The sequence below is a fragment of the Oleiphilus sp. HI0117 genome (assembly GCF_001635235.1).
In genome coordinates this window covers 1-14,899 of the sequence record NZ_LWGA01000749.1, presented here as the reverse complement: position 1 = coordinate 14,899, position 14,899 = coordinate 1, and the positions used below count along the sequence as shown (strand labels likewise).

At 44.4% G+C, this 14,899-nt stretch carries 16 protein-coding genes; 13 read left to right on the top strand and 3 right to left on the bottom strand.

Translation table 11 applies throughout. From position 1 onward, the window contains the following. A partial coding sequence (locus tag A3757_RS11815) for a nitroreductase (RefSeq protein WP_068739676.1) occupies positions 1-532 on the top strand: 532 nt, incomplete at its 5' end. Positions 533-568: 36 nt separating this feature from the next. Here A3757_RS11815 and A3757_RS11810 read toward each other — a convergent pair. Then, on the bottom strand, positions 569-2,500 hold the full coding sequence (locus tag A3757_RS11810; RefSeq protein WP_068509444.1) for a beta-propeller domain-containing protein: 1,932 nt from the start codon (positions 2,498-2,500) through the stop codon (positions 569-571). Positions 2,501-2,513: 13 nt separating this feature from the next. Further along, positions 2,514-3,365: a DUF6502 family protein gene (locus A3757_RS11805; protein ID WP_068509442.1), complete on the bottom strand. Its 852-nt coding sequence runs from the start codon at positions 3,363-3,365 to the stop codon at positions 2,514-2,516. Between the two features lie 171 nt (positions 3,366-3,536). On the opposite strand from A3757_RS11805, the gene A3757_RS11800 reads away from it, so the two are divergent. Further along, the gene (locus A3757_RS11800; RefSeq protein ID WP_068509440.1) at positions 3,537-4,433 is read left to right on the top strand and encodes an alpha/beta fold hydrolase; all 897 of its coding nucleotides are present in this window, start codon (positions 3,537-3,539) and stop codon (positions 4,431-4,433) included. An 84-nt stretch (positions 4,434-4,517) separates the two neighbouring features. Here the strand turns inward: A3757_RS11800 and A3757_RS11795 are convergent, their stop codons facing one another. Continuing rightward, a complete protein-coding gene (locus A3757_RS11795) occupies positions 4,518-5,525 on the bottom strand; it encodes a GTP-binding protein (RefSeq protein ID WP_068553312.1) in 1,008 nt (335 codons plus the stop codon). A gap of 309 nt (positions 5,526-5,834) precedes the next feature. Between A3757_RS11795 and A3757_RS11790 the strand changes: the two genes are divergently transcribed. From A3757_RS11790 to A3757_RS27610, 11 genes are all read left to right on the top strand, one after another. Then, on the top strand, positions 5,835-6,491 hold the full coding sequence (locus tag A3757_RS11790; RefSeq protein ID WP_068553310.1) for a cytochrome c: 657 nt from the start codon (positions 5,835-5,837) through the stop codon (positions 6,489-6,491). A gap of 77 nt (positions 6,492-6,568) precedes the next feature. Next, entirely contained in the window at positions 6,569-7,378 is an 810-nt protein-coding gene (locus tag A3757_RS11785; RefSeq protein WP_231878262.1) for a cytochrome c, read from the top strand. Between the two features lie 172 nt (positions 7,379-7,550). Then, positions 7,551-7,967, top strand: a complete 417-nt coding sequence (locus tag A3757_RS11775; RefSeq protein ID WP_068513906.1) for a hypothetical protein — start codon at positions 7,551-7,553, stop codon at positions 7,965-7,967. 49 nt (positions 7,968-8,016) lie between these two features. Then, a complete protein-coding gene (locus A3757_RS11770) occupies positions 8,017-8,838 on the top strand; it encodes a HupE/UreJ family protein (RefSeq protein ID WP_068568112.1) in 822 nt (273 codons plus the stop codon). A gap of 206 nt (positions 8,839-9,044) precedes the next feature. Beyond that, positions 9,045-9,275 carry a hypothetical protein gene (locus A3757_RS11765; protein ID WP_068513899.1) on the top strand — a complete coding sequence of 77 codons (231 nt, stop codon included), beginning with the start codon at positions 9,045-9,047 and terminating at the stop codon, positions 9,273-9,275. Beyond that, on the top strand, positions 9,272-10,414 hold the full coding sequence (locus tag A3757_RS11760; RefSeq protein ID WP_068513895.1) for a tyrosine-type recombinase/integrase: 1,143 nt from the start codon (positions 9,272-9,274) through the stop codon (positions 10,412-10,414). Before A3757_RS11765 ends, A3757_RS11760 begins: the two co-directional genes overlap by 4 nt. After that, the gene (locus tag A3757_RS11755; protein ID WP_068552687.1) at positions 10,414-12,009 is read left to right on the top strand and encodes a hypothetical protein; all 1,596 of its coding nucleotides are present in this window, start codon (positions 10,414-10,416) and stop codon (positions 12,007-12,009) included. Before A3757_RS11760 ends, A3757_RS11755 begins: the two co-directional genes overlap by 1 nt. Further along, positions 12,006-12,254, top strand: coding sequence for a hypothetical protein (locus A3757_RS11750; protein WP_068552685.1), 249 nt, complete (start codon positions 12,006-12,008; stop codon positions 12,252-12,254). Before A3757_RS11755 ends, A3757_RS11750 begins: the two co-directional genes overlap by 4 nt. A gap of 152 nt (positions 12,255-12,406) precedes the next feature. Beyond that, positions 12,407-13,894 carry a tyrosine-type recombinase/integrase gene (locus tag A3757_RS11745; RefSeq protein ID WP_068552683.1) on the top strand — a complete coding sequence of 496 codons (1,488 nt, stop codon included), beginning with the start codon at positions 12,407-12,409 and terminating at the stop codon, positions 13,892-13,894. 2 nt (positions 13,895-13,896) lie between these two features. Further along, positions 13,897-14,289 (top strand): TetR family transcriptional regulator, encoded by a 393-nt coding sequence (locus A3757_RS11740; protein WP_156490151.1) that lies wholly within the window; start codon positions 13,897-13,899, stop codon positions 14,287-14,289. 300 nt (positions 14,290-14,589) lie between these two features. Further along, the coding region (locus A3757_RS27610; RefSeq protein ID WP_231878261.1) for a hypothetical protein at positions 14,590-14,899 on the top strand (310 nt) is incomplete at its 3' end.

Here is a 14,899-nt window from a genome sequence, read left to right as displayed (position 1 = left end):
CAAGTTCGCCAAAGCTAGCCGGATTAAGCGCCTTCCGTTACCAAGCAAAATTTGGCAGGGGTTAACAAGTGGTGTTTTGCCCGACGGCGATTATAACCCCGACGTCAGTTACCCTGATGAGCTTAAGAAACGCAAGTTTGATTGTGGCATGGGGCTATACGAAACACTGGGCATTGAAAGAAGTGACTACGAGGCACGTGAGGCGCAAATGCAAAAGAATTTTGAGTTTTTTGGTGCGCCCACTGCAATTTTTATATTTATCAATGACAAACTTGGTCTTTATAGTGCTTTGGACGCCGGTATCTTTATGCAATCACTCATGCTCGCTGCCGTAGAAGAAGGGTTGGGGTCCTGTCCTCAAGCCGCTATTGCCACTTGGGCAAGTCCGATCAAAAAGCATTTCGATATAGAAGAAGACTATAAACTGCTATGCGGTCTTTCGATCGGTTACCCTGCCGAGCATAAAGTGAACACTTATCAACCGGCAAAACGTAGCGTCGAAAATGTAATGTTTGCACCTACATCTAAGTAAGCTTGACGCTTCGACAAGCTTAAAAAAGGGTTTCATTCAGTCAGCGGGGTTAGCCAGGTCATCCCACAATTCTGTGATCAAGTATCCTCTATGAGAGTAGTGAACGTGAGTGCCAGTGAGAACCCCTCGGTCGTAGGATGAATAGTAATAACTACCTGACTGCCCGGTGCCGAGTTCGCTACCGACTATGCTTCCGGCTTGATTTAGACTAGCACCCTCAGGGTGTTCAGTATCTCTGACCTCAAAAAGATAGTAGGCGTCTTTTTGCCACTGCCAGTCCTCTAATATGCTCGCTGAAAAACCTAGACGCCATGAGTGTTCATCGTTGCCGGGTAAGATACTTAAGGCCGTATGAGTGTATTCGGCAGGAGAATATGATGTGTCGCCTTCAAGCAGTACTTCATTCACTAATAGCGGGTTGCTCATATCGCTCACGTCAAACAGTGCGAGTTTGATATTATTTGTTGCGACGCCACCTTCCGAGCCGCGGCCTAGGCCAAAGACAAGTGTATCGCCGAAGGGGTGAAGGTAGTTTGAAAAGCCGGGCAGTTCTAATTCACCTGCGACGCGAGGAGAGTCGTGATTAGATAGGTCAAGTACATAAAATGGGTCGATTTGTCTAAAGGTCACGATATAAGCTTTGTCACCGTCAAATCGAACACTGTAGATTGACTCTCCTGGTTTTCCGATAGCTTCCGGAGCCGATTCATTAGGGATTGTTGCATTCAGGTTCAGCTCTGTATCATCAATATTGATGGTATGTAGCCGATGTATATTTCTCTCTGTGCTGGAATGGTCAGTGGTCACGACTCGCAGATGATCCTGATACTCGCTAAGTCTGAACTGTTCATTCCAGCCTACTTGGCCGCTTAGGGCTACGCTTCCAGCAAACTCTAGACCATTGTCCGAATAGTCTAGCTTGTAGACCGTACTGCTATAAGATGAATCATTTGCGTTTTCGTAACTGTATTCATTTTCTACCATATACACGGCGTTCAATGATGCGTAGATTGTGGCAATGGGGGCGGCGATGCAGCTGGATTTTATATCTGAAAGCGCCATATCATGTGAAGCGCCAAGGTCGATTTTAGTAACGATAGCCAGGGTAGGTTGTGTTGAATCTTCTGGCTCGTTAGGAATATGGCAATCATTTTCACCTAGTAAAATCTTTGTTTGGCCATTTAAGGTGACGCTTGGGAGTAGGTCTTCTAATGTGGCCTTGCTGATTAATGACTCGTTACGGCTAATATCATCTTCTTCATAGGGATAGATTACATAGTCGTCGAGGTAGGCACTGTATTGGCTAATGATATAGAGCTTTGAGCCGATTTTTCGGCTGCTGACATACTGACCCTCTATCTGTATAGATGTGGTTTTGTCTATGGTGGATTCAGGTGTTTCCACGTCATACATATCAATACTGATACGGCTATCACTCCAGTGCCAGAAGTAGTCGCTATAGACTTGAGCGTATTCGTTAGCGATTGAAATAAGTTTTTTGTTTTCGAGTGTTTCTTCCAGATACAAGCCCTGTAAGTAATGACGTGAAGTAGAGAGGGTAATGGTATTGAGCGCTTCGTGTTTACCTGTCTGTTCCGATAATTCAAATATATTGATGTCGGAACCTCCATTGTAGCTGTATATCAGGTTTCCGTCGGTCTTAAGCCAGTCGAGTTCATCGACTCCTGTTTCTTGAGTATTAGTTCGGGAGTAGCTATCGCTTGACTCGTCAGAAGAGGCATCTGCACTTCCATCGCTTTCGAGTACGGGGGCATCGAGGCAAATATCGCAATAGCTAGGGTTCTGGTTATTCGAAGCAATTCCGTGCTTTAAGTAGCTTTCCAGAGGGCCGCCCGTTCCGGTAATTCCGCCATCATTCTCGGACTCACTACAGCCAACGAAAACAGATGACAGTAAGCTCAAGGTGAGAAGAAACAAACTTGGCTTAAGTTTATGTTGAATGTCCATTGCAGTTGGTCCTTTAAACTTGGCTCGATTTATTGTTGAGCTCTTCGAAATAATAAATTCCAACTCCCGCTCTGTACTGATTGGAAGCGTGTTTTTGTTCGGCTAATGGCATGTCGTGCTGTGCAAGCCACTTATTCAGCTTGAGCAACAATTTTTCATTTTCTTTTTTGCTGTATTGTTTAAATTCTTGAATAGAGTCACTTGATAGGTGCAAGTAAGCAACAGATCGTTGGAAGCGAGGTTCGTCTGAATCTGGATTTAAATTGTTGCTTAGTGTGGATATTAAATCGTGTGCTGATTGTGCGGCGACTTCAATCTGATCAAGGCTTTCGGGTATCGGGATATAGCCGGATTGGTTTAGCCGTAGGTGTTCATTTTCAAGTTTCTCCACTGCACCTAAACGGGTAAGTTCTTCAAGTAAGGTCGTTGTATGAATATCGCCACTATATTCTTTGACTAAAGACTCAAAACTTGGTGTGTCAGCGTTACTCGAGCTAAAAGGGAGGTCTAGCGGTGCGTTTTGATCGCGGCTATAAGCCGGCTCCCTAAGCCATGCGTTAATGACTCTCTCTGCCCGGTTGGCAGGTGTGGTTGTGGTGGGAATCTTGCTTTCATCAAGTTCTTTACGAATTCGTGCAACCTCTTTTCGATGAAGTCCGCTTAAAATCGAAATTCTAGAGGTGCTCTGGGGCTTTCCATCGACAGTGAACTCTTCTTCTGCAACGGCCACATAGGCATGTTTTACCCATTCGGCAAAGTCAGAGAAACCGACTCCTGACCTCAGGAGTATGCGCACCAAAGGTTTCATCATAAAGATGACACATTGGCTTAAGGTGTTTTTGTAGCTTAACGTTTCTTTGTTCATATTGGGAATATATTCCCAATATGAACAAATATCAAGTGAAACTCGCTAAGGCAAACTGGTCATTGCCACCGAATTGTATTGCCCGAACTGACACAAAACCTTCACATCGTATCTCCGATCGGCATCTAAACTTAAACCCATTGTTATTGTTTTTTCCTCCGTGCTGTCACCATGCCTAAAGCTGTATGTAACGATGTAAGTATTGAATACGAGACCTTCGGAAACCCTAAAAGGCCTGCCGTACTTCTGATTATGGGTTTAGGTGCCCAGATGATTGTTTGGCCTGACCGGTTCTGTCATCTGCTTGCTGAAGAAGGTTATTACGTTATCCGATTTGATAATCGAGATATTGGCCTTTCTACCAAGTTTGATCACTATGCAGCTCCTCGTGTGTTGAAACAGGTATTGGCAAACTGGTTTGGCTTGAAGATAGACGCACCCTACGATCTATATCATATGGCCCACGACGCGGTCTGTCTGCTTGACCACCTAAAGTGTAAACAGGCCCATATTGTCGGAGCTTCAATGGGTGGCATGATCGCTCAAATCATTGCTGGTATTTATCATGATCGTATTATTAGCTTAACCTCGATCATGTCTACGGCAGATAGTCGTGGTTTAGTGATGCCTTGGAATATGAAGCTGGGGCTTCATTTGCTTAAGTCGAGCCAGGCTGCCGAAGAAGAACAGCTAGACCTGAAAATGGAAACCGTCCGTTTGATTAGCAGCAGGACTCACCCGCCAAAGCAAGAAGAGTTAGAATCTCGACTCCGGAAAGCTCTGGCGCGCGATGCTGAAAAGTACGGTACAAAAAGACAGCTTTCTGCGATTGTAGCGACTAAGAAAACCAAAAAGATTACACAGCGAGTCAATGTCCCCACTTTGATTATTCATGGTGCCGAAGATCGGCTCATTCCTATCAAGTTCGGAAGAAAAAATGCTGAACTGATTGAAGGTGCTGAATTCCGCGAGATAGAAGGGATGGCGCATGACTTTCCAAGACCCCTTGTTGGCTATCTGGCTTTTGTGGTTAGCAAGCACTTAGGAAAATCCTCTGATAGCGAATAGCTTGGCTAATGAATCGAATCACGCCGATGCGACCTTAAGGGATCAAAGTACTTTAAATTATCTAAAAGAGCGTTTTCGAAAAGACTAGTTGAGCTCTGACATGCAAGCCATCAGTTCAGTTTCGATATCAGCAGATAAGCCCTTGCCAATAATTTCAATCCGGCTTTCCAGGCATTCATCCAGTGCTACCTCGGTTAAGGCATCTGTTGTTAGGTTATAGCCGAATACTCCCTCGTCAGTGATAAACACGGCTTTCATTCGTTCAGCATTGACTCCACTCAAGAAGTTGAAAAGTGCAGCATGGCTAAAGGTCTTATCTGGCGAAAAGCGCCAGCCGATACTTTCGTAGCCCTCTCCCTTATTTGTTGCTTTTAAAAAGCCTGTTTCCGGTATAGGCGAGTCCATGAGTAATCTAGGTGCGTCAGATTCATGATGGTGATGTTTGGCTGTTACCACTGATGATGTCGGCCCATTCAAAAGTGCGATGTCGATATTTCCATAACTTGTTAGTACAACAGGAGGGGCTTTATCCATTGTTTTCTTAATATATTGGGTGAGTTGTGCTTCATCTCCGTCTTGGTAAAGGTCACTTTTGTTGCCAATGATCATATCAGCAATCAATATCTGTTGATTGAAGGTATCATGCTGGGTGTAGCGCTCATCGCTTAGCTTTCGTGCATCGACCAATGTGAGGGTCTTTTGTAGGGAGAGTACTTGTTGATAGTGTTCTGCCGACAGTACTTCTAAGACTTCTATTGGGTGGCCTAGCCCAGTTGGCTCGATCAGCAAGCGGTCGGGCTTGGCACGTGAAAGTAACTGGTTTAAAGCAATTTGCATCGGTAAGCCCGATGCACAGCACATACAGCCGCCTGGCACCTCTTTAATAAATACGCCTTGTTCTTGAGAGCTCTGGCCTTGAAACAAACTGCCGTCTACACCAATTTCGCCAAATTCATTGACGAGTACCGCCCATCGTTCGTTATCGGGTTTTTGTTTGAGTAAGTTCAGAATCGCAGAAGTTTTTCCGACACCGAGGAAGCCAGTGATGATATTGGTGGGTACTGCCGAGACCGTTTTTGCGTCGATGGTCATACTAGGTTTTTGCCTTATATAAGTTTCGGACTGTGGTCAGGGCCAGCAAGCCGGGTAATGATCGGTAGAATATATTCGAGAGTATAAACATAATCGTGCTGACGCACACGATTGTCTGTCTGACACCTTATGTATAAATAGACCTCAACATATGCAATTCTTATGTTTACTATAGTGAGAAACGACCCGCTAGTTTGGTTTTGCTTCACCTGAAGGCATTTTCGTAGTTAACTAGAGAGATTAAATTAAGTGATTTATAGGCGTAAACTTCAACTAACGCTTGGTGGAAAATTGATTAGGTACGAGTTCATGAACAGAAATGCAGTGATTATAATTTTGGCTATTTTTTCCATTTCAGCTGTCGCTTATGGCCATGGCGGGGCGACCGGTATTATTAAAGAGCGTATGGATTTAATGGATAATCTAAAAGGCGCTATGAAAGAGCTAAAACCGATTATGCGAGGGCAAAAAGAATACGACGCTGAAACTGTAAAGAGGAATGCGCTTCTGATCCGAGATCATTCTGGCGAGCATATGACAAAGCTTTTTCCCGATGGCAGTTTAAATATGCCTAGCGAGGCGACTGCTGAAATATGGAATGAGTGGGAGAATTTTCAGCGCTTAGCACGCAATCTAGAACGCTTAGGGCAGGCCTTGCACGATGGAGCTGCCAACAATCAGAATGTGGAACCAGAAAATGGTATGGGGAATACCATGATGGGTAATTCAAATCATATGTCCGGCCATAGCATGATGGGAGAATCGGGCCCTATGAATGGTCGCATGGGGGAGCAAATGAGAGGCCAGGGAATGATGGGTGCCCAAGGTCAAGCAGCAATGGGAGCGCAACGGGGGCTAGACAACATGAGTGATGAACACCTTGCTTCCAAACCGAGCGCTGGCTTGTTTCGTATGATTGGGCAGAGCTGTGCTTCGTGCCATAAAAAATACCGCATCGAGAAATGACAGGAATGCCTCGCCGCTACTACAGCTTTTGCTTGCTTCTATTGCTTTTAGGGGGGGCGCTTCTATATTGGCTTTGGATGCCCCTGTCTCCAAGTTTTAGTTCAAAAGATATTAATGGAAATACAGCTCGGGGCGCTTACTTGGCGCGAATATCAGGATGTATTGCTTGCCATACTGATATCGACTCCGGCGGTAAATTCTTATCAGGAGGAAAACCTTTAACCACGCCTTTCGGTGATTTTCGTGCGCCAAACCTAACTTCAGACCCGAAACATGGTATTGGGGCGTGGACATTTCAACAATTTTCGACAGCACTAAGAGAAGGTATTTCACCTGAAGGAAAGCCGTATTATCCGGCTTTTCCATACACGTTTTACGAGAAGTTTTCTGATCAAGATGTAGCCGATTTATGGGTAGCGTTTCAAACCGTACCGCCAGTCGCTGAACCAGACCCCGAGCAGTCTATAATGTTTCCATTCAATTTTCGTGAAGGTTTAAAGCTATGGCGAGCCATGTTTTTTAGCCCATCTGCTTCAGTGGCGAATTCAGCGTCAGTCGATCAGCTCAATCGAGGAAAATTCCTGGTTGAGGTAGCCGCACACTGCGGCGCTTGCCATACACCAAGGAATCTTTTTGGCGCTTTGAACAGTCAAGAGACTTTTGCTGGTGGTTATGATGCTAACAACAATAAGGTTCCTGCTATCACGGCGGCTAATCTAAAGGAAAATGGCTGGACTGAGGATGATCTTGCCTACGCCTTACAGACCGGAATCAAACATGATGGCGATGTGTTTGGCGGCAGTATGAGTGAGGTAGTAGAGCATAGCACCGGATACATGAGCTGGAACGACTTAAAGGCTGTCGCACAATATTTATTAACACCTTAGAAGCCTTTGGTGCCTGATAGTACGGAAGACTTCTCCTTGAGGCTGACCCTCTCTTTTGGTATGAATATTATCTCTTACTACGTTTATTTTTAAATATTCCTTCATGAATAATTGATAGTATCGAAATGAATCCGTCATTATAATCCATTGATCCCAAATATCTGGCTCGTTCATGCGCACTATTTTGACAAGCAAAATCTGGCAACTTTTCTTAGCGATTGCATTTCTGACAATGCAGTCTGCTTCGGCGCATATTCATTTGGCATCCAACCATAATCATGACGGGGCGGGCCATTCTCACGCACAAGTAGCACATTCGCACAATGTTGCGTCTCATCATGCTGATGCTTTTGATCAAAATAGTCACACGAACCAGGTCGTCGAGCTAAGCCAAGACTGGATCGTTAAATATGTAAAGTGGCTCAATGACCTAGAGCCTCAAGCAGTCTTAGTCACTAGTTTTTCGTGCGATGAACAGAAAAACGTCACTCAGTTCTATTTTGACAAGTCCTTTGCATATCGCAGCTTCCATTTTCGCTCTAATGTTAAGGCTAGAGCACCGCCAAAATTATTTCCCTCTCTCGTTTAAAACATAAAATTTTACTAGCGTAAGCTAGAACTTATTATTGAGGTAAATAATGTTATCCGTATTTAAAAAATGCCGATGGCCCATCGCCGTTGGTTTCTATTTTATCTGTAGCGTCGTTTTCGGGCATGGCATGTCCGAAGCAGATAAGGCAAAAGCCTTAGAAGCAACTAACTGGGATTTTATTGAGTTAGGCGCAAGCCACATGGTCACCGGTTATGACCATTTACTCTTTCTTTTTGGGGTTGTTTTCTTTCTGACTCGATTTAATGACATTGTTAAGTTTGTCACTGCTTTTACAATTGGTCATTCGATCACGCTGCTTTTTGCAACGCTTTATCAGATCCAAGCAAATTACTATCTTATAGATGCAGTCATTGCGTTGACCGTCATATACAAAGGTTTTGATAATCTGGGTGGGTTTAAGAAGTATTTAAACATCGCTTCTCCGAATCTGCTTTTGATGGTCTTCGTTTTTGGTTTGATTCATGGCTTTGGTCTTTCAACCCGCCTACAAATGCTCCCGTTATCTGAAGAAGGGTTAGTGCTTAAAATTCTTTCGTTCAACTTAGGTGTCGAACTCGGTCAAATTGCCGCATTGACTGTCATGCTTGGTTTATTGGCTATTTGGCGCAAAACCAAGTCATTTAAAAACTTCAGTAATGCAGCGAATGTTTTTCTAATATCGCTTGGTGTTTTGCTGTTGTTGCAGCAATTGCATGGATACTCGCACACCTCCCACCCAGATGATTTCGGCTTTAGCGCCGACAACTATCTACACGAACACGAGAAAATGTCTAGTGACATGGAGAGTGAAATAGAGAGCGAAATGACGAATCAAAGACCGAGAACTTCTCACGACTCAATTGACTAAAACGACAATAATTTAAAGAGGAATATTTATGTTCATGAGTTATAAAGCCCTTACTCATAAAGATTAATAAAAACAATATTTAAAAAAGCCTTGCATAATTAGTTAATGGTCATATATTAGCTGTATAGATGAACAGTATTTGTGTTTTTGTTTCCTGTATTTGAGCAACATCAAAATACAAATAATGATTTATCAAAAGGGGCTTTATGCAAGAACAATCAATCAAAATGTTATTTGATAGTGGTGACGTTAAGTCTGCAACCATTGTCAGAAATGTGATGAGTGAAGGTTGGTGCCTTCAGTTTGGAAGAAAGTCTGGCGAGCCCATTATTTTAGATTCACAAAGAGTCAGTCCAAGAACGTTTAAAACATTAGATTCAGCGTTTTTAGTTGCGCAGAGAATTGGGTTTAGAGAAATAAAGGTCAATGCTGCATGAGACTCATTCAAGCCACAGAAGACTTTAAACTCAACGGCCAACCTTATGCTGAGTTTCCTTTGATTGTTGATAATGAAATGCAGTTAGTTTGGGAGGTTCATCAGTTCCTAGTTTATTACTGTATTACCCGAGGTCGAGTTTCAAGTGTGAAGAGCTGGCTCAGATACGGTCAGGATTTGTACGACTATTTTTCTTACCTTGAAGCAAATGATCTTGATTGGAGAGCAAGTCTAGCCACCTATGAACATTCTGTGATTGGCGCATATCGGGATTGGTCGATTGATCTTGGCCTGAGCCCCAATACGGTCAATGGCAGGTTACGCACTATCATCAAGTTCTATGAGTACGCAAGACGCAGAGAATGGATTGATTCTGTTCCCTACGACATTGAAACTATCATCATATCTAAGCCAAAAGGGTTTCTTGCTCACACAGATACAAGTGGTGGCATAACAAGTTCGCCAAACGTGATGCTGAAAGAAAAAAAGAGTCGCCTAAAGGTACTCTCCAAGCAAGAAATCAAAGCGCTGTTAAAGCGTGAGAGCTTCATGTCTCAACACCTTGTTTATCGCATGGCTCTGCAAACAGGTATGCGTAAAGAAGAGCTGCTAACGTTTCCTGAGAAATTTATCCAAGACCCTGCAATGAAGCGCGGTAGCTCGATTGTCGTCGTTGATCTAAATCCATTGGACATGAAAACCAAAGGCAGTAAGGCTCGGTCCATTCACATCCCTATCGCTTTGTATGAACGACTGTGGCAATACAAACTGCATGATCGGCACGGTCTTTTAGTCGAGAACGGAATTGATGAGCAAGCGCCGTTATTTCTAAATCGCTTTGGTCAGCCCTACTCAATTAAGGGCACGATCCTAAACAAAGAGCTTCAGAGCATAGTGGGTCGCAAAGGTATCACTTTGCATAGTTTGCGACATACCTATGCCACGATGAAGCTATACGGCTTACGAAACAATCCAAATTATCGGGGAAACCCTTTGTCTTATATTCGGGATCGTTTAGGGCACTCTAGCATCAATACGACTGAAGTGTACCTGCATTACCTAGAAGAGCTTGAAGGAGATGTGATGACCTCCTATGACGATGATGTCGATCAGATATGCTCCGGTTTGGAGGTGGCGTAATGGGAACTAAAAAACGTTTTAATGACGCAAAAATTAAAAGTCAGGACACGCCTTCAATCGCCACTAAAAAGCCCGTCCTGAAGCTTGGCGTTCCAGAAGATCAGCAGGTTTATTGGGGTAAAAATGCGAATTCCACTAATGGGTTTGATTTCTCCATCCTCTACGAATGCGGATTTGACGCTATTGTCAGCGCCTTGCAGCAAACCATTCAGATCATGATCGAGGAGCGAACGGTCGCGCACAGCACAATAAGTAATTACTGCTATGGCGGCATCAAATACCTTGCTGACTATCTTAAACTCTATCAGGCCGCCGAAGGCCGTGACCTTGTGTTAACGGATATCACCAGTGAGCTGATTCAAAACTATATCAGCCATGTAAAAACAGCGTATCCGAACGGCACTTCAGCCAAAGGTTTTTACACCCACACCAAGTCAGTGTTAGTCAAGATGCAGGGCATGGATTGGATCAATGGGGTGGATTTTCCTCAAAACCCCTTTCCAAATTCCAATCGAAAAGTGAAAGGACAGTTAGCCTTTTCCAGAGCAGAGCGACGACGACTTGCATACGCCTTGAGTGACGATGTGAATGCCATTTTAGAAAAGAAAGCGCCGTTAACCGGCTATGAATTAACGATTTTGATGTGTGCGATTGCGTTGCGGTCAGGGATGAATACGACGCCTTTGTTGGAAATGACGACCGATTCGATTCAAGAGCACCCCTTGAAGGAAAATCGAAAGCTGTTGGTGCTGTATAAGCGTCGAGGTAATGCCACCAAGGTTCAAGTTTTACGCCATCAAAAAAGAGTCGAAAATGTGCAAACGGTGCTAGCCGATGTTGCTGTGATGATCCAACACATTATTCAATGCAATGCATCAGTACGTCAGGAGATGAACTCGGACTTGGTGTTGGTTTATCGAGCGACTAGTAATGCAAACGCAGATCAAGGGACAGCGTTGAGCTCTACTTTACTTGCACAGAACATTTCCAAGTGGGTCGCGGATCGGCAATTGCTGGACGACAACGGCAAGCCGCTCAAGGTCAATGTTTCACGCTTTCGCAAGACCTTTGAGAATCGCATTTTTGAGCTGTCGGGTGGTGATCCTTTCGTCACCGCCGCCCTCGCGGGGCATTCGGTCAAAGTCTCTGATTCACACTATTTGGAAGCACCGAAAGAGGCAGAGAAAAACTTTAACTTCATGGGACGTAGTCGTGTCAAAGAGCTGACCGATAACGTTCGAGGCATTGAGCAGAATACCTCAGTGGCAAAGTGTGCGGACTCAGGCCAGAAAACCGACAGAGAAGGCAATAAAATCTATTGCACCGACTTTTTGGCCTGTGTGCGATGTCGCAACATGGTTGTCACGAAAGAGGATATATACCGCCTTTTCTCGTTTTATTGGCTCTTGGTGTACGAGCGAGAGCAAATTGGCGCGAAACGCTGGAAGAAGTACTTTGCGCATATCATTCGTATTATCGACAACGAGATTGCGACGCAGTTTGATCCTGAGTATGTGCAGACCGTTCGCGCTGAAGCCGAAGCCAATCCTCATCCCGCCTGGAAGCATCGCCAACAGCTTGAGGGGGTCGCATGAGTCAGACTTTGATGGCGAGCGCAGTGGCGCATGGCAATACGATTAAACTGCATGCGTTGAGCGAGTCAGAGCGACTGACATTGCCTATCTCTTCTTACCGTCTAACTGACGGGCGTCATCAAGTGATCAGCGAGTATAAGGATATGACTTGGCGATATGAAGATGCACGCTTTACAAGCAGCACAAAGGACAGCAAAAAAAGCTACGCTTTGGGTCGCTGCCCGAGCGCTTTTTTCCTGCGGTGAAATTTGCGATCAAGCACTACGATCTGCAAAACAATCCAGGCGGAGGCACATTGGTTGAGTTTTTCAAAGCGATAAGGCAATTTTTAAGGTATCTCGACTCGCTGAACATCAAGTGCATAAAGGATATAACCCCACTCGTTTGTGCGACCTACGTGCAACAAACGAAGGAAACGCTATCGGCGCGAAACAAACCACTGTCCCCGGGCACTTTGTTTGCTAGATTCCTTGGTGTTGAGACGCTACAAAGGCATCTGCGCGAGACTCAGTGGGCATTTCCGCATCCTTGGGAAGAAAGCTCTGCCTTGCACCTCGCGGGGATGACAGGTCAAACCAGCGTACCCAAGGCGAAAACGGAAATTATTCCAGAAGATCAGCTTAAGGTCTTGGTCCCCGCCTGTCAGGAGTTGATCGAGCAAGCGCATGAGTTAGTTGCGGTGAAACAATCGCTAGAGGCGAAGCGCGCTGAACTGCATGCAACGGGTGTTTCGGTATCGTTCGTAAACAAAAAACTTCAAACATCGGTTCTTACTCCCAATGGGTTTGCCAGCTTAAGCGAATTCAATCGCCGCTATAATGATATTCCAATCGCTGCTGCCATTATTATCCTAACGTTTAGTGGTATACGGAATCATGAACTCTGCGCGATAGAGTGGAATGACCGTAATCCTGATCGGGATGCTTATCGCATTGAGGACAATGAGGAGGATACGTCGTATTGGCTGAAATCGCACAGCAGTAAGACGCATGAGGGTTATACCGAATGGTTGGTACCTAAGATCGTCATAGATGCAATTGAAGCGCAGAAGGCGTATGTACGTACTTTACGAGAAAGGCTTTGGCAAGAACAGCAGAGCTTACTTGAAAACGATCCTGAGCATCCTAAAGCTCTTAAAATCGCGCACTTCAAGCACCATCTGTTTTTGACCACAAGCACGGCGAATAAGAATGCGATTAATGCGCTTACTAGTGATGCTTTTGATCGTAGGTTGAAATCGTTCTGCACTGCATTGGGCATTAACGGCATGGCTAGTCACCGCTTTCGGCGCACGTTTGCAGTTTACTGTGCACAGTCAGCGTATGGCGACTTGCGTTATTTGAAGCAGCACTTCAAGCATTGGTCGATGGACATGACATTGCTCTACGCGGGAAATGAAGCGCAAGAAGTGGAGCTTTACGACGAGATCGCCATTGAGATTAAAAATTATAAGGTGGCGCGTGTTGAAGAGTTTTTGGATGAGGGCACGATTATCACGGGGGGGCTCGCTAATAAACTAATCTCCTATCGCTCCAAGAGTGAAGCAGTTAAGACCTTCGAGAGTCGCGCTGAGATGGCAGAAAAAATCTCTGATAGCGTGCATCTTCGTTCAACGGGTCATTCGTGGTGCACATCAGATAACTCAGCCTGTGGCGGTCGATCCGTCATTGAGGGTACGCGATGTGTTGACTGTGCGGATTCCATTATTGAAAAAGAGCGGCACGGCGATTACTACAAACGAATTTATATCCAGCAGTTAGAATTGAAAGACGTAGAGGATATAGGCGAAGCGGGTAAGCAACGCCTTGAACGCGATATTGATCGCTGTGAGCGCGTTCTGAAAGAGTTTGGCATGTTTGAAGAAGTTAAGAGGGTGTCGTCATGACAATGAGTACCGAAAAGGCGTTGCAGCTTGCCCTGTCGCGAATGAAGCGTAATAGACCTAGAGTGGTTGATCCAAAACGAAAAATCAGTATTGCATCTGTCGCAGAGGAAGCCAAAGTGTCTGAGGCAACGATCCACAACAGATACCCCGGCATTGCTGACGAAATACGACAAGTCACTGGCAAAGCTTTGAAGGCTCAAAGAGACGAGAAAACTCAGGCGCTAAAACTAGAAAAGGGTAAGAGTCGTGAGTTGAGGTCGGAGGTTGAAGAGCTTGAATTGCAGATTAAAAAGCTAGTGTCGGTTAATGCGGCATTATCAACTGAGAACGCGAAGCTCAAGGCTGAGCTTGGGGCGAAAAACGTGGTAAGAATCGATGGTTTTAGGAGTAAATAGTTGTCACCAAAGAATGCAGTTTATGGTCTGAAACTGGTGAAGAGCAGACATTCTTGAGCGGCAGAAGTGTCCGCAAAGCTGTCGCTCGACAGGTTAGTTATGATTAGGATAAAACAGCCAAATTCAGCACCTGAAAGGGACTCTTATCTCAACACATCTTTCCTTCTAGCTTTAATACTTGGCTTAGACTGCATTTCTAATACAAAGCAAAAAGCCATGATTGATGATTGAGTTAATTGCGTATTTAATTACACTCCTCCCTTAAATAAATATAGTCAAAACTAATCATTAGGATCACAGATGATTCGAACTAAGAAAGTAGGTGGTAAGCTTGCGGTCAAAGGAATAGACACTGGCAGAGCACTATTTGGAGTTGTTGCAATACCTGTTTTTTTTGTCTTGTATTTACTCACATTTGTTTTAATAGAGCAAAATCAGCTAGTTGGCGATAATATAGAATTTTCCTTGATAGTTGTTCTACTACTTATGGTTGTAGCTTTTTTTCTATCACTTCATAGCTACAGAAGGTCAGCAGGACTAATATTCCTTTTCAATAAGAGCAATGGAATTGTTGAAGTTTTTAGACATAAAGGATTAGTCTCTAAGTATT

What these genes read in the sequence shown, in the direction of transcription:
- A3757_RS11810 (WP_068509444.1), bottom strand. Translation starts at nt 2,500, where the DNA reads ATGGACATTCAACATAAACTTAAGCCAAGTTTGTTTCTTCTCACCTTG.
- A3757_RS11805 (WP_068509442.1), bottom strand. Translation starts at nt 3,365, where the DNA reads ATGAACAAAGAAACGTTAAGCTACAAAAACACCTTAAGCCAATGTGTC.
- A3757_RS11800 (WP_068509440.1), top strand. Translation starts at nt 3,537, where the DNA reads ATGCCTAAAGCTGTATGTAACGATGTAAGTATTGAATACGAGACCTTC.
- A3757_RS11795 (WP_068553312.1), bottom strand. Translation starts at nt 5,525, where the DNA reads ATGACCATCGACGCAAAAACGGTCTCGGCAGTACCCACCAATATCATC.
- A3757_RS11790 (WP_068553310.1), top strand. Translation starts at nt 5,835, where the DNA reads ATGAACAGAAATGCAGTGATTATAATTTTGGCTATTTTTTCCATTTCA.
- A3757_RS11785 (WP_231878262.1), top strand. Translation starts at nt 6,569, where the DNA reads ATGCCCCTGTCTCCAAGTTTTAGTTCAAAAGATATTAATGGAAATACA.
- A3757_RS11775 (WP_068513906.1), top strand. Translation starts at nt 7,551, where the DNA reads ATGCGCACTATTTTGACAAGCAAAATCTGGCAACTTTTCTTAGCGATT.
- A3757_RS11770 (WP_068568112.1), top strand. Translation starts at nt 8,017, where the DNA reads ATGTTATCCGTATTTAAAAAATGCCGATGGCCCATCGCCGTTGGTTTC.
- A3757_RS11765 (WP_068513899.1), top strand. Translation starts at nt 9,045, where the DNA reads ATGCAAGAACAATCAATCAAAATGTTATTTGATAGTGGTGACGTTAAG.
- A3757_RS11760 (WP_068513895.1), top strand. Translation starts at nt 9,272, where the DNA reads ATGAGACTCATTCAAGCCACAGAAGACTTTAAACTCAACGGCCAACCT.
- A3757_RS11755 (WP_068552687.1), top strand. Translation starts at nt 10,414, where the DNA reads ATGGGAACTAAAAAACGTTTTAATGACGCAAAAATTAAAAGTCAGGAC.
- A3757_RS11750 (WP_068552685.1), top strand. Translation starts at nt 12,006, where the DNA reads ATGAGTCAGACTTTGATGGCGAGCGCAGTGGCGCATGGCAATACGATT.
- A3757_RS11740 (WP_156490151.1), top strand. Translation starts at nt 13,897, where the DNA reads ATGAGTACCGAAAAGGCGTTGCAGCTTGCCCTGTCGCGAATGAAGCGT.